The organism is Streptomyces endophyticus, from assembly GCF_035798155.1.
Lineage (GTDB): Bacteria > Actinomycetota > Actinomycetes > Streptomycetales > Streptomycetaceae > Streptomyces > Streptomyces endophyticus.
The window spans coordinates 29,352-43,374 of the sequence record NZ_JAOZYC010000148.1 but is presented as its reverse complement, the minus strand read 5'-3'; the positions used below and the strand labels follow the sequence as shown (position 1 = coordinate 43,374).

The following is a 14,023-nucleotide window of genomic DNA, read 5'->3' as shown; positions in this document are numbered from 1 at the left end:
ACCCGCCCCGCACCTCGCCTCGCCCCTGGAGCACCATGTCCGCCCCGCCCACCGCCCGCCTCAGTCCGACGACCCAGATCGCCGAACACGTCGCCGCCGCGCGGCGCCTGGAGGAGCTGCTGCCGACCCTGCGCACCGTCGGCGACGCGCTGATCGAGGTGTTCCGCCGCGGCGGCCGCCTCTACACCTTCGGCAACGGTGGCAGCGCCGCCGACGCACAGCACCTCGCGGGCGAGTTCATCGGCCGCTACCTGCGCGAACGCCGGGCGCTCCCGGCGGTCTCGCTCGTCACGGACCCGTCCGTCGTCTCCTGCATCGGCAACGACTACGCGTACGAGGAGGTCTTCGCCCGCCAGGTCGAGGCCCTCGTCACCGGCGACGACATGGTGGTCGGCTTCACCACGTCCGGGCGCTCCGCGAACGTGATCCGGGGCCTGGAGGAGGCGGGCAAGCGCGGCGCGCGCACCGTCCTGTTCGCGGGCGGCGACAACGATGGCATGCCCGCCGCCGCCCAGGCCGAGCACGTCCTCGTCGCTCCCGCGCACAGCACCGCCCGGATCCAGGAGATGCATCTGACGCTCCTGCACCTGCTCAGCGAGCACGTCGACGCCTGGGCCGCGGGCCCGGACACCCACCACCCGCACGACCACCACCCGCACGACCACCGCCCGGAGGCCGCCGTATGACCACCGAGAAGCCCAACTCCCGCGAGCGCACCCTGCACCTCGTCGGCAACGCACACATCGACCCGGTGTGGCTGTGGCGCTGGCCGGAGGGGCTGCAGGAGATCCGGGCCACGTTCCAGTCCGCCGTCGACCGCATGGAGGAGTACCCCGACTTCGTGTTCACCTGCGACTCCGTGATGTACCTGGAGTGGATCGAGCAGCACGACCCCGAGCTGTTCGCCACGATTCGCAAGCGGGTCGCCGAGGGCCGCTGGCGGATCGTCGGCGGCTGGTGGATCGAGCCCGACTGCAACATCCCGTCCGGCGAGTCCTTCGTCCGCCAGGCCCTGTACGGGCAGCGGTACCTGATCGAGAAGTTCGGCGAGGCCGCGACCATCGGCTGCAACCTCGACCCGTTCGGGCACAACGCGACCATCCCGCAGATCCTGCGGGGGTCCGGGATGGACGGCTACATCTTCCTGCGGCCCGGCCCGCACGAGCAGGTGCTGCCCGGCCAGTTCTTCCACTGGGAGGCGCCCGACGGCTCCCGCGTGCTGGCCTACCGGCTGCCCAACGAGTACTGCACGCCCGGCAAGGACATCGGCAACCATCTCGACAAGTCCCTCGCGATGATGCCGGCGGACGAGCCCGAGCTGATGGTGTTCTACGGCGTAGGCAACCACGGCGGCGGCCCCACCAAGGCCAACCTCGACTCCATCGCCCGCCTCGACGCCCTCGGCGGCCTGCCCAGGCTCGAACTCTCCCACCCGGAGCGGTTCTTCGAGCGCGTCCGCGACCGCGAGGACGTGCCGGTGCACGCGGGCGAGCTGCAGCACCACGGACCGGGCTGCTACTCCGCCCACTCCGGCGTCAAGGCGTGGAACCGCCGCGCCGAGAACGATCTCCAGCGCGCCGAGAAGTGGGCATCGGTGGCGGCGGCCGTGGCAGGGGAGACCTACCCCGTCGAGAAGCTGACGGAGGCCTGGAAGCTGGTGCTGTTCAACCAGTTCCACGACATCCTCGCGGGGACGTCCATCCGTTCGGCGTACGACGACGCCCGCGACGACTACGGCCGCGCCCGCTCGATCGCCGCCGACGTCTTCAACCGGGCCACCCAGGCGATCGCCCGCCGCATCGACATCCCCCTCGACGAAGGCACCGTGCCCGTCGTCGTCTTCAACCCGCACCCGTGGCAGCTGGAGCAGGACGTCGAGGTCGAGTTCGCGCAGGCCGCGACCGTGCGCCTGACGGACGAGGACGGCAGGTCGGTGCCGGTGCAGCTGACGCGCTCCGAGGCCAGCATGATGGGCAGCCGGGGCCGGCTCGCGTTCCGCGCCACGGTTCCGGCGCTCGGGCACCGGGTGTACCACCTGCTGCCGGGGACGCCGGAGATGGACGGCCCGGTGACGGCGACCGACACGAGCCTGGAGAACGAGCACCTGCGTCTGGAGGTCGACCCGGCGAGCGGCTGGCTCACCTCCTTCGTCGACAAGTCGACCGGCGCCGAGCTGATCCCCGCGAAGCCCGCCCCGCACGCCGTCGTCGTCGACGACAAGAGCGATACCTGGGGCCACCGCGTGCGCGCCTACGACCAGGCCATCGGGTCCTTCACCTGCCGCCGCGTACGCCTCGTCGAGTCGGGCCCGGTGCGCGCGGTGCTGCGCATCGAGTCCACGTACGGCGTCTCGCGCATGGCGGAGGAACTGGTGCTCTCGGCGGGCGCCCGCTCCGTCGAGGTGCGCACCGCCGTCGACTGGCACGAGCAGCTCAAGACGCTCAAGCTCCGCTTCCCGACCGCGCTCACCGACGTCACGGCCACGCACGAGATCCCGTACGGGTTCATCGAGCGCACCCCCGACGGCACCGAGGAGCCCACCCAGGCCTGGGTCGACGTGACCGGCACCCTGCCGAGCGGCGAGCGGGCAGGTCTCACCGTCGTCAACGACAGCAAGCACGGCCACGACGTCACCGGCGCCGAGATCGGCATGACGGCGCTGCGCAGTCCCGTCTACGCCTGGCACGAGCCGAAGATCCTCGAAGAGGACGGCGTCTACGAGTACCTGGACCAGGGCCGCCAGGAGTTCCGCTATCTGCTGCTCCCGCACGGCGACGACTGGCGCGCGGCCGACCCCGCGCGGCGCGCCGCCGAGCTGAACCAGCCGTCGTTCGCGCTCCTGGAGACCTTCCACGAAGGCCCGGTCGGCCGGCGTGAGTCGTACGCGGACGACGGCGCGGGCAGCGTCCTCGTCACCGTCATCAAGGGAGACGAGGACGCGTCCGGCGACGCGATCGTGCGGGCCTACGAGTCGCGGGGCGCGGCCGCGTCGGCGCGGATCTCGCTGCCGATGCTGGGGGAACAGCGGGTGATCGAAGCCGAGTTCGGGCCCCACGAGATCAAGACGTTCCGCGTGCCGGCCGACCCGGCGGCGCCCGTCACCGAGACGGACCTGCTGGAACTCCCCGTGCCCGTGAACAGCTCGCCGGAGGCCTGACCCACGTGCACACGCTCGACGACGGCTGGGAGCTGCGGGCCTGCCTGGGGGACACCTGGCGCTGGCTGTGCGGCCCCGGCCGCCCGGACGGGGAACCCGGCTGGTTCCCCGCGCGAGTCCCCGGATCGGTCCTCGACGACCTGCGCGCGGGCGGGCAGATCCCCGACCCGTACGTGGGCACCGACAGCCTGCTCAGCGAATGGGTGTCGCAGCGCGCCTGGCTCCACCGCCGCGTCGTGGACCTGCCGCACCTGGCCGAGGGGGAGCGCGCCCTGCTGCGCTTCGACGGCGTCGACCACGAGGCGACCGTCCTCGTCGACGGCCATGAACTGGCCCACCACGAGGGCATGTTCGTGCCCTTCGAGGTGGATGTCAGCGCGTACGCGGACGGGGGCCCGCATCTCCTGGCCGTCGTCGTCCACCCGGCCCCGCCCGGCGAACCCCAGGTGGGCCGCACGGACCGGGTGCGCACCCACAAGACACGCATGAACTACGGCTGGGACTTCTGCCCGCGCCTCGTCCACCAGGGCATCTGGAAACCGGTGCGCCTGGAGATCGCGGGCCCCGTGCGGTTGCGGGACGCGGTGGTCGGTGCGCGCGTCGACGCCGATGGCCGGGGGAGCGTCCAGGTCGAGGCGGCCGTGGAGGCGGGCGAGGCGGGGGTGCTGCACACCGTGGTGCACGGTCCGGACGGGGGGCTGGTCGCGCGGCTGTCCGCTCCGTTCGGGGCGGGGGACGGGCTCGTACTGGCCGAAGTCGGCGTGCCACAACTAGAGTTGTGGTGGCCCAACGGCCACGGCGCCCAGCCGCTCTACACGGTGACCGTACGGGCATCGGGCGGCGAACCCGTGGTGCGCACGGTCGGGTTCCGCACCGTACGCATGGTGCCGAACCCCGGTGCGCCCGACGACGCCCTGCCTTACACGATCGAGGTCAACGGCCGCCGCGTCCACGCCAAGGGCTGGAACTGGGTTCCGCAGGACGCGCTCTACGGGGTGCCGCGCCCGGACCGGCTCGCGCACCTGCTCCGGCTCGCCGCCGAAGCGCACGTCACCCTTCTGCGGGTGTGGGGCGGCGGGCTCATCGAGACCGAGGAGTTCTATCAACTCTGTGACGAACTGGGTCTGTTGGTGTGGCAGGAGTTCAGCCTCTCCAGCTCCGGAATCGACTCCGTCCCCGCTGTCGACGACACCTACCTCGACCTGATGGAACGCGAGGCGCGCGCGATCGTGCCCGCCCTGCGCCACCATCCGGCGCTCGCCCTGTGGGGGCCCGGCAACGAACTCCACGACACGGTGACCGCCACGCCGCTCGACGAGAAGTCCTCGGCGGTCGTGGAGCGGCTGGCCCGCGTGGTCCGCGTACTCGACCCCGACCGCGGCTGGCTGCCCGGCTCGCCTTCGGGACGCGACTTCCTGAACACGCGGGAGAACATCGAGCGCACGCCGGACGGACAGCACGATGTGCACGGCCCCTGGGAGCACCAAGGTCTCGGCGCCCACCAGCAGTTGTACGACGCCGGAACCAGCCTGCTGCACTCCGAGTTCGGCGTGGAGGGCATGGCCAACCGGCGGACCTGGGACGCCGTGGTCCCCGCGCAGGCCCAGTGGCCGGTCGACCGGAGCAACCCCGTCATGGAGCACCTCGGCGCCTGGTGGAACAACGCGCCGCTGGTCCAGCGGACCTTCGGCGGCCGGCTCGACAGCGTGGACCGGACGCGCCGCGCGAGCCAGCAACTCCAGTACGAAGGACTGCGCTACGCCGTCGAGGCCAACCTGCGCCGCGCCCCGCGCTCCTCCGGCGCCATCCCCTGGCAGTTCAACGAGCCGTTCCCGAACGCCTGGTGCACCGCCGCCGTCGACCATCGCGGCGACCCCAAGCCCGCCTACCACGGGGTGCGCCGCGCGTATCGGCCCGATCACGTGTGTGCGTCGTTCGCCACGCAGGCATGGGCGGGCCGGGAGCGGTTCGAGGCGCGGGTGCACGGGTGGCGCGGCGGTGTGACGGTCGCGCGGATCGTGGCACTCGACGGACAGGTGGTGGAGGAGAGCCGGGGCGCGGAGATCGTTGTTCCCGTTTCCGATCTGCCGGGTCCGCTGTTCGTGCTGGATCTCCAACTGCTGGGAGGCGACGGGTCGGTGAAGGCCTCCAACAGGTACGTCCACGGTGTCGGCGCCGACCTCTCCGCCTACCTCGACCTGCCCCCGGCCCGCGTCTCGCTCGACTGGGCGCCGGACCGACGCGCCGTACGCCTCACGCACGTCGAGGGCCCCGCCGCCCTCGGTCTCCGCCTCACCGACGCCCGGCCCATCGAAGCCCCCGGATGGGCCGTGTTCGGCGACAACATGCTCGACCTGCTGCCCGGAGAGTCCGTCGAAACGCCCGTCACCTGGCGCGACGCCCCCGAAGAGGGCCGCGCCGTACTGCTGGAAGGCTGGAATGTCGATGCCCGAGTCTTTGACTGAGCCGCAAGGGGTGTTGCGCGCCGCGACCGATGGGCTCGTCGAACTCCCCTATGTGGTGGGGGTGTTGAACGCGGCCGGGGAGTGCCTGCCCGTGCCCGTCACGCCGCGCCCGGCCGATCCGTCGACCCTCGCCGGCAGCGCCCACGGCTTCACCGCCGTCCTCCGGCTGAACCGCGCCGACGACGTCTCGTACGGCGTGTCGTACGACGCCGAACTCGACGTCCGTCACGAAGGGCCGGAACCCGTCGCCGCCGGGCTCCGTGTAGAGCTGCGTCTCGGCGGGACCGACGACCCCGGCTGGCTCATCCCTGGTGCCTTCTACGGCGAGAACCGCCGCCCCGACTGCGCCCGCCCCTACCCGCGCTACGCGACCGACGGCGAAGACCCGACGGGCCTCACCGCATCCGCCTGGTCCTTCCGCGCCGACCGCTGCGCCACCCCCGCCGTCTTCGCCCGCGACCGGCGTGGCGGCGCCGCCCTCGCCCTGGCGGAGACCGGCCCGCTCGGGGAACAGGGCGTCGGCTTCGCCCTGGTGGACGGCGAGCGGCCGGCGCTGCGGCTGCACGCCCCCTACCGCGAGGAACCCGTCACGTACTACGGCTCCGACACCCCGAGGCCCGCCGACACGCCCCTGCACACCTGGCAGCCCGGCGAGGAACACACCCTGCGCTTCACCGTGCACCTCCTCGACGCCGATCCGCACGCCTACGCGCGCGTGCTGCGTGCCCTGCATCAAGCGGTGCCAGAGGGGAAGCCCGCCGCCTGGGTCGGCATCGACGAGGCCGCCGCGCTGTCCGCCGAGGGGCTGCATCGCTGGCACTACCGCAGCGACCCGCCCGTCCTCCTGGAGACCGCCGCCTTCGACCGCGAGGCGCTCGGCGCAAGCGGCGACCGGCAGGCCATGCACGTCTCCTGGATCAGCGGTGTGCCCTACGCCCACGCCCTGCTGCTGCACGCCCGGCGGGTGGGCGACACCGAGCAGGCCGCGGCAGCCGTCGCCGTCATCGACCACATCTGCGCCCACCTCACACCCGGCGGCACCTTCTGGGGCCAGTGGTCGCGCTCGCGCGGCTGGTCGGCGGGGTGGACGGGCGACGCCGACCGGCTGCACGCGCGCACCCTCGGCGACGCGACCCTGTTCACGCTGCGGGCGCTGGTCGCCGAGCGGGCGCTGGGCCACGCGCACCCGTCGTGGGAGGCTGCCGTGCGGGGCAATCTGGCCGCCGCGCTCGCCGGGCAGGACCCGGCCACCGGGCGCCTCGCCGCCGCACACGACGTGCACGACGGCAAGGGACTCGACCATGAAGGCGCGGCGGGACTCGCCTTCGTCGGCGCGCTCGTGGAGGCCACGGAGGTCTTCGAGGAGCCCGCCTACCTGGAAGCGGCCCGGCGCGCGGGCGCCGCGTTCGCCGACGACGTGCGCTCCGAGTTCCTGTGCGGCGCCCCCGAGGACGTCTCCCTCGCCCCGACCTCCGAGGACGGCTACAACGCGATCATCGCGTACACGCTGCTCCATGAGTCGGGGGACGCGGAGGGGCAGTGGCTCGACCTGGCCCGCCGCGCCGCCGACTGGACCCTCACCTTCCGTTACACCTACGACGTCCACTTCGACGAGCACACCTTCCTCGCCCGCTACGGCTTCCGCACCCGCGGCGCCGACCAGGCCTCGCCCTCCAACCAGCACCTGCACGCCTTCGGCCTGATCTGCCTGCCCGAGTTCGTGCGCCTGGCCCGGCACCTCGACGACACCTACTACCTGCGCTCGACGCGCGAGAACCTCGACTGCTTCCGCCAGTTCGTGGCCCGCGCCGACGGCGACTTCAACGCCTACCGCGGCATGGTCAGCGAGCGCTTCTACCAGACCGAGTGCTTTCAGGCGAAGGGAATGCTGCTCACGCTCTCCCACGCCTGGTCGGCCGGCGTGCTGCTGTACGCCTGCGAGCTCGCCCGTGAACTTCCCGAGTTTCAGGAGGCCCTGTGACGACGCCCGGATTGCACTTCCCCGCCGGCTTCCGGTGGGGCACCTCCACCTCCTCGTACCAGGTCGAGGGCGCCGTCGATGCCGACGGGCGCGGCGAGTCGATCTGGGACCGGTTCTGCCGTGTGCCGGGTGCGATCGACGGCGGCGACACCGGTGAGATCTCCGTCGACCAGTACCGCCGCCGCGCCGCCGACGTCGCGCTGATGGCCGAACTCGGCACCAACGCCCACCGGTTCTCGCTCGCCTGGCCGCGCATCATGCCCGAGGGCACCGGCCGGGTCGAGCAGCGGGGCCTCGACCACTACGACCGGTTCATCGACGGGCTGTTGGAGCACGGCATCGAACCGCTCGTCACCCTCTACCACTGGGATCTGCCGCAGGCGCTTCAAGAGCGCGGCGGCTGGCGGAACCGGGAGACGGCCGAGCGGTTCGCCGACTACGCGGCCATCTGCTTCGACGCCTTCGGCGACCGCGTCCACGACTGGGTCACCATCAACGAGCCCTGGATCGTCGGCCTGCTCGGCCACCAACTCGGCCTGCACGCACCGGGCGAGAAGGACCTCAAGGCATCCGTCACCGTGATGCACCACCTGCTCCTCGCCCACGGCCTCGCGGTCCGCGAACTGCGGGCCACCGGGCGCGAGGACGCCCGCGCGGGCATCGCCTACTCGCTCTTCCCGCACGCCCCCGACGACCCGGCGAACGCCGCCGACCGCGTCGCATCCGAGGGCTCCGACGGCTACGTCAACCGCTGGTTCCTCGACCCCGTGCACGGTCGCGGCTACCCCGCCGACATGCGCGCCCACTGGGAACGGGTGGTGGGGGAGCTCGACTTCATCCGCGCGGGCGATCTCGACACCATCGCCGCAGGCAGCGACTTCATCGGTGTCAACTACTACACGCGCCGCATCGTCAGCGCCCGGCCCGGCGACGGGCCGTGGCCCTGGACGGTCGAGGAGGGCCGATCCGACGTCGAGCGCACCGACCTCGGCTGGGAGGTCGTCCCCGACGACCTGGAGTCCCTGCTGCTGCGCCTGCACCGCGACTACCCGGGCGTGCCGCTCCTGGTCACCGAGAACGGCGCCGTCTACGGAGACGAGCCGGGCGACGACGGCCGCGTGCACGACACTCGACGCACCGCCTTCCTGCGCGCCCACCTCGCCGCCGTGCACCGCGCGATCGGCGCGGGCGCGCCCGTGGAGGGCTACTACCACTGGTCGCTGCTCGACAACTTCGAGTGGGCGATGGGGTATTGGCCGCGATTCGGCCTCGTCCACGTCGACCGGGAGACGCAGCGCCGCACCATCAAGGACAGCGGGCGCTGGTACGCGGAGGCGGCCCGCTCGGGTGCGCTGCCGGCGGTCGACGACGGGGGTGGGCGATGAGCGCGGAGATGCTGCTCGGTGGGCTGGACATCGGCACGACCCATGTGAAGGCCGTACTGTGCGACACGGACGGGCGGGTCGTCGGACGGTCCGCGTCGCCGACGCCGTACGGAAGTTCGCCCCACACCCACCCGGCGGACGCACTCGTCGCCGCCGCGCTCGGCGCCCTCGCGCAGTGTGTACGGGAGGCCGGCCGCGCACCGCAGGCCATCGGGGTGACCGGCATGGCGGAGGCGGGTGTGCCGCTCGACGCGCAGGGGTGCGCGATCGGCCCCGTGCGCGCCTGGTCGGACCCGGCCCCGGCACCGCACGCGGCACGGCTGGCCGACGCCCTCGGCGCACATCAACTGCACGCCCGTACCGGGGTGTTGCCCAGCCCGAAGGTGCCGCTCGCCAAGTGGTGTGCGCTGGTGGCGGAGGACACGGGGCTGCCCGCGCGCATGCGGACATGGGCGGGCGCCGCCGATCTGGTCGCGCACGCGCTGACGGGGGCGGTCGGCACGGATGCCACGTTCGCGCAGCGCACCATGGCGTGGGACCCGGTCGGGCGCCGGTGGATCCCCGAGCTGCTGGGGGAGGCGGGCCTGGGCGTCGACCACATGCCGCGGGTGTGCGGGGTCGGGGAACCGGTGGGACACGTCACGGCCGAGGCCGCGGGTGAGGTGGGGCTGCGTGCCGGCACCCCCGTGGTGGTCGCCGGGCACGACCACCTCGTCGGGGCCTGGGCCGCCGGAGTGCGCGAGCCCGGGCACGTCGCCGACTCCATGGGCACCGCGGAGGCGGTTCTGACGGTCACGGGCGACCCGCCGGACCGGGCCCGCGCCGCCGCCGAGGGCATGTCCTGGGGCCGGCACGCCGACGGCACCCACTTCATCGTGCTCGCGGGCACCGCCGGATCCGGCCTCTTGGTGGAGTGGTTCTGCGACCGGTTCCTCGACGGGGCGCAAGGGCGGGCCCGCTACGAAGAGTTCGCCCGGCTCGTCGCCACGCTGCCCGCGACACCGTGCGGCCCGACCGTCACCCCGTACGTGCACGGGCGCAGCGCACCGCGGCCCGACCCGCGGGCCCGGCTCGCCGTGCACGACCTGCGGATCGAGCACGGACCCGCCCACATCGCCCGCGCCATCCTGGAGGGCACGGCGCACCAGGCGCGCTGGATGACCGACACGCAGGCGGGGCTGTGCGGTGGGGCGGCTCCCGGTTCGGTGACGCTGCTCGGCGGCTCGACCCGCCTCACCGCCTGGACCGCGCTCAAGGCGGCGGTCTGCCCGTGGCCCACCCGCGTGTGCGCGGAACCGGAGGCGCCGGGGGTGGGTGCGGCGCTGTTGGCGGGCACGTCCATCGGCCTCGACGGCCCGGCGCCCGCCGCGCCTTCGCATCCACTGGTACCCGACGCGGCGACGGCGGAGGCGCACAGGGTGCATCACCGGGAGCGTTTCCTGCTACTGGCCGCCGCTCCCACGCCACGGGGTTCTGCCTTGGGCCTCGCCGCCCCCACGCCACGGGGCCCCGCCCCGGACCCCGCTGCTCAATCGCCGCAGGGGCTTGATTTGCCCACTCGCCGCCGAGGGTAGGTCGGGCGGCCCCCGGTGCAGCCCGCACATCACGACGGCTTCGACCCCGATTCAGTCACCGACCCCGAGGAACCCCACCCATGACCCGCACCAGCACCACCCCCACGCTCGCCGGAGGCTCCGTCGCTCCCGCTCAACTTGCCCGCCCCACCGGCACGTTCGCCATGGTCGCCGCCGATCAGCGCGACTCGCTGCGCACGATGATGGCCGAGCGGGCCGGAGTCCCCGGCGAGGACATCCCGCACGCCCACCTCACCGACTTCAAAATGGCCGTTGCCCGTGAACTCGCCCCCCACGCCTCCGCGTTGCTCATCGACCGCGACTACGGCTACCGGCGGCTCATCGACGACCAGGTGCTGCCCGGCTCCTGCGCGCCGATCCTCGCGGTCGACGTGCTCGACCAACAACCCGGGCAGGCCGTCGAGGGCACGTCCCTGGACGAGGCCGTGGACACCGCCGCGGTCGTCGCCCACGGCACCCGCGGTCTGAAGCTCCTGGTCATCTGGCGCCGCGACGATCAGCGTGAACAACGCGTCGAACTGGCCTCCCGCTTCATCGACCTGTGCCGCTCCGCGGGACTCGCCTCCGTCCTGGAACCGGTGGCCCGCCCGGCCCATGGCGAGGAGGGCACCTTCGTCCTCAACGACGCCATCGTCGAGGCCGCCATCGAACTCGCCCCACTGCGGCCCTCGTTGTACAAGTGCCAGGTCCCGGACGGCGGCGTCGGCTCCCTCGCCCACCTCACCGAACAGTCCGCCCGCATCGACGCGGTCGTCGACGTGCCGTGGGTCGTCCTCTCCCAGGGCGTCACCGCCGCCGACTTCCCGGCCGCCGTCGAGGCCGCGTGCCGCGCCGGAGCCTCCGGCTTCCTCGCGGGCCGCGCCCTGTGGACCGACGCCCTCACCGGCGACCGCGACGCGGCGCTCCGCGGCCCCAGCACGGACCGGCTCCGCCGCCTCGGCGACATCGTGGACACCCACGGGCGCCCCTGGTGGGACACGACCGCGGCACGCGACGGCGAGGCCGCCAGTCGCGAGGCCGCCACTCGCGAGGAGGCCTCCGCATGAGCGCCCGCACCCCACGCGTCTGCGTCCTGCACACCGTCGCGGGACTGCCCGCCACCTTCGATCCACTGCTGCGCGAACTCGCCCCGCACACACGCCCGTACCACGTCGTCGACGAGAGCCTGCTTGCCGACACCATCGACCACGGGCCGCTGCCCCGCACCGCCGCCCGGCTCGCCGCCTACGTCCAGCAGGCCGAGGCGGCCGGTGCCGACGCCGTCCTCGTCACCTGCTCGTCCGTCGGCCCGTTCGCCGAACAGGCCCGACCGCTCGCCGGGATCCCGGTGCTGCGCGTCGACGAACCCATGGCCGCCGAAGCCGTCCGCACCGGCAACCGCATCGCCGTCCTCGCCACCCTCGACTCGACGCTCACACCCACCGCGGACCTGGTGCGCCGCGCGGCCACCGACCAGGGCCGGGACATCACCCTCACCACCACCGCCTGTCCCGGCGCGTACGAGGCGCGGACCGGCGGCGACCAGGACCGCCACGACCGGATCATCGCCGCACAGGCCCAGCGGCTCGCCGCAGACCACGACGTCCTTGTCCTCGCCCAGGCATCGATGGCGAACGCGCTCGCCGCACTGCCGAAGGACGCGCTCGGTGTGCCCGTCCTCACGTCGCCGCGCTCCGGCACCGCCCAACTGGCCACCCTGCTTGGCCGGAAGGGAGACACCCCGTGAACCCGGACGACGCCTGGTGGCGCTCCGCCGTCATCTACCAGATCTACGTCCGCAGCTTCGCCGACAGCGACGGCGACGGCATCGGTGACCTCCCCGGCATCACCGCCCGCCTGTCCCATGTCGCCGACCTCGGTGCGGACGCCGTATGGCTCACCCCCTTCTACCGGTCCCCGATGCGCGACGGCGGCTACGACGTCGCCGACCACCGCGACATCGACCCCCGCTTCGGCACCCTCGCCGACGCCGACGAACTCCTCGCCCGCGCCCACGAACTGGGCCTGCGCGTCATCATCGACATCGTCCCCAACCACACCTCCGACCAGCACACGTGGTTCCAGCAGGCCCTCGCCTCACGCCCCGGCAGCCCGGCCCGCGCCCGCTACGTCTTCCGCGACGGCCGGGGCGAGGACGGCACCCGGCCGCCCACCGACTGGCAGTCCGTCTTCGGCGGCCCCGCCTGGACCCGCGTGCCCGACGGCCAGTGGTACCTCCATCTCTTCGACGCCACCCAGCCCGACCTCGACTGGAACCACCCCGAGGTCGTCGCCGAGTTCCACGACGTCCTGCGCTTCTGGCTCGACCGCGGCGTGGACGGCTTCCGCTTCGACGTCGCCCACGGCATGGCCAAGGACCTCGCCGAACCACTCCGCGACCTCGGCCCCGACCAGGTGCACCACCGCATCGTGGGCGACGGCTGGCACGGCAAGCACCCGTTCTGGGACCGCGACGAGGTGCACGACCTGCTGCGCGGCTTCCGCGCCGTCACCGATGCCTACGAGCCGCCCCGCGTCACCGTCGCCGAATCCTGGGCGGCCCTCGACCGCCGCGGCCAGTACGTACGCCCCGACGAACTCCACCAGGCGTTCAACTTCGACTTCCTCGGCGCCGACTGGCACGGCGCGACGCTGCGGGCGACGATCGACCGCTCCCTCACCCTCGCCGTCGAGGTCGGCGCGACCCCCACGTGGGTCCTCTCCAACCACGACGTCGTACGCCACGCCTCCCGCCTCGCCCTGCCGTCCGGCACCGACATCGAGGCCTGGCTGCGGTCGGGCGGCACGGAGCCCTGCGTACCGCCGGCCCTCGCGGCACGCCGCGCCCGCGCCGCAGCCCTCCTGCTCCTCGCCCTCCCCGGTGCCGCCTACCTCTACCAAGGCGAGGAACTGGGCCTCCCCGAAGTCGCCGACCTCCCCGACGAGGCCCTGCGCGACCCGGTCCGCCACCGCTCGGCCGGCGCCCGCAAGGGCCGCGACGGATGCCGCGTCCCGATCCCCTGGGAGCGCACGGGCCCCTCGTACGGCTTCGGCCCGGCCGCCCCCTGGCTGCCCCAGCCCGCGACCTTCGCCGCCCTCTCGGTGGAGGCCCAACAGGCCGACCCCACCAGCTCCCTGGCCCTCTACCGCGAAGCCATCACCCAGCGCCGCACCCTCCTCACCGCGGACACGGACATCACCTGGCACTCCGCCGAGGCCGACCCCGTACTCGACTTCACGGTCGGCTCACTGCGCTGCGTCACCAACCCGTCCCCCGAACCGGCGCTCCTGCCGGACATCCCCTCCGGACCTCCGTCCCTCACCAGCCTGCCTCTCCCGGCCACGGCCCGGCTCCTGCCTCCGGACGCCACGGTCTGGTACCGCCTCGACAGCGCCCAACCGAGTCAAGTGGGAGGTTCCGGGAGCTGAGTGGATCAGCCCCCGGCCCCGTGCGGCAGCCC

9 protein-coding genes are annotated in these 14,023 nt (G+C 73.2%); all 9 read left to right on the top strand.

Annotated elements, in window-relative coordinates; translation table 11 throughout:
- The first annotated feature begins 35 nt into the window (after nt 1-35).
- Complete coding sequence (locus OKJ99_RS28735) at nt 36-686, top strand: D-sedoheptulose-7-phosphate isomerase (RefSeq protein ID WP_326020718.1); 651 nt, start codon at nt 36-38, stop codon at nt 684-686.
- Nucleotides 683-3,157: an alpha-mannosidase gene (locus OKJ99_RS28730; RefSeq protein ID WP_326020716.1), complete on the top strand. Its 2,475-nt coding sequence runs from the start codon at nt 683-685 to the stop codon at nt 3,155-3,157. The genes OKJ99_RS28735 and OKJ99_RS28730 overlap by 4 nt, the downstream gene beginning before the upstream one ends.
- Nucleotides 3,158-3,162: 5 nt before the next feature.
- On the top strand, nt 3,163-5,622 hold the full coding sequence (locus OKJ99_RS28725; protein WP_326020715.1) for a glycoside hydrolase family 2 protein: 2,460 nt from the start codon (nt 3,163-3,165) through the stop codon (nt 5,620-5,622).
- Nucleotides 5,615-7,603 (top strand): hypothetical protein, encoded by a 1,989-nt coding sequence (locus OKJ99_RS28720; RefSeq protein ID WP_326020714.1) that lies wholly within the window; start codon nt 5,615-5,617, stop codon nt 7,601-7,603. The genes OKJ99_RS28725 and OKJ99_RS28720 overlap by 8 nt, the downstream gene beginning before the upstream one ends.
- Nucleotides 7,600-8,988 (top strand): GH1 family beta-glucosidase, encoded by a 1,389-nt coding sequence (locus OKJ99_RS28715; RefSeq protein WP_326020712.1) that lies wholly within the window; start codon nt 7,600-7,602, stop codon nt 8,986-8,988. Before OKJ99_RS28720 ends, OKJ99_RS28715 begins: the two co-directional genes overlap by 4 nt.
- Nucleotides 8,985-10,562: an FGGY-family carbohydrate kinase gene (locus tag OKJ99_RS28710; protein WP_326020710.1), complete on the top strand. Its 1,578-nt coding sequence runs from the start codon at nt 8,985-8,987 to the stop codon at nt 10,560-10,562. The genes OKJ99_RS28715 and OKJ99_RS28710 overlap by 4 nt, the downstream gene beginning before the upstream one ends.
- Nucleotides 10,563-10,642: 80 nt before the next feature.
- Nucleotides 10,643-11,629 (top strand): hypothetical protein, encoded by a 987-nt coding sequence (locus OKJ99_RS28705; protein ID WP_326020709.1) that lies wholly within the window; start codon nt 10,643-10,645, stop codon nt 11,627-11,629.
- On the top strand, nt 11,626-12,309 hold the full coding sequence (locus tag OKJ99_RS28700) for an aspartate/glutamate racemase family protein (RefSeq protein WP_326020707.1): 684 nt from the start codon (nt 11,626-11,628) through the stop codon (nt 12,307-12,309). The genes OKJ99_RS28705 and OKJ99_RS28700 overlap by 4 nt, the downstream gene beginning before the upstream one ends.
- Complete coding sequence (locus OKJ99_RS28695; RefSeq protein ID WP_326020705.1) at nt 12,306-13,991, top strand: glycoside hydrolase family 13 protein; 1,686 nt, start codon at nt 12,306-12,308, stop codon at nt 13,989-13,991. Before OKJ99_RS28700 ends, OKJ99_RS28695 begins: the two co-directional genes overlap by 4 nt.
- Nucleotides 13,992-14,023: the final 32 nt, after the last annotated feature.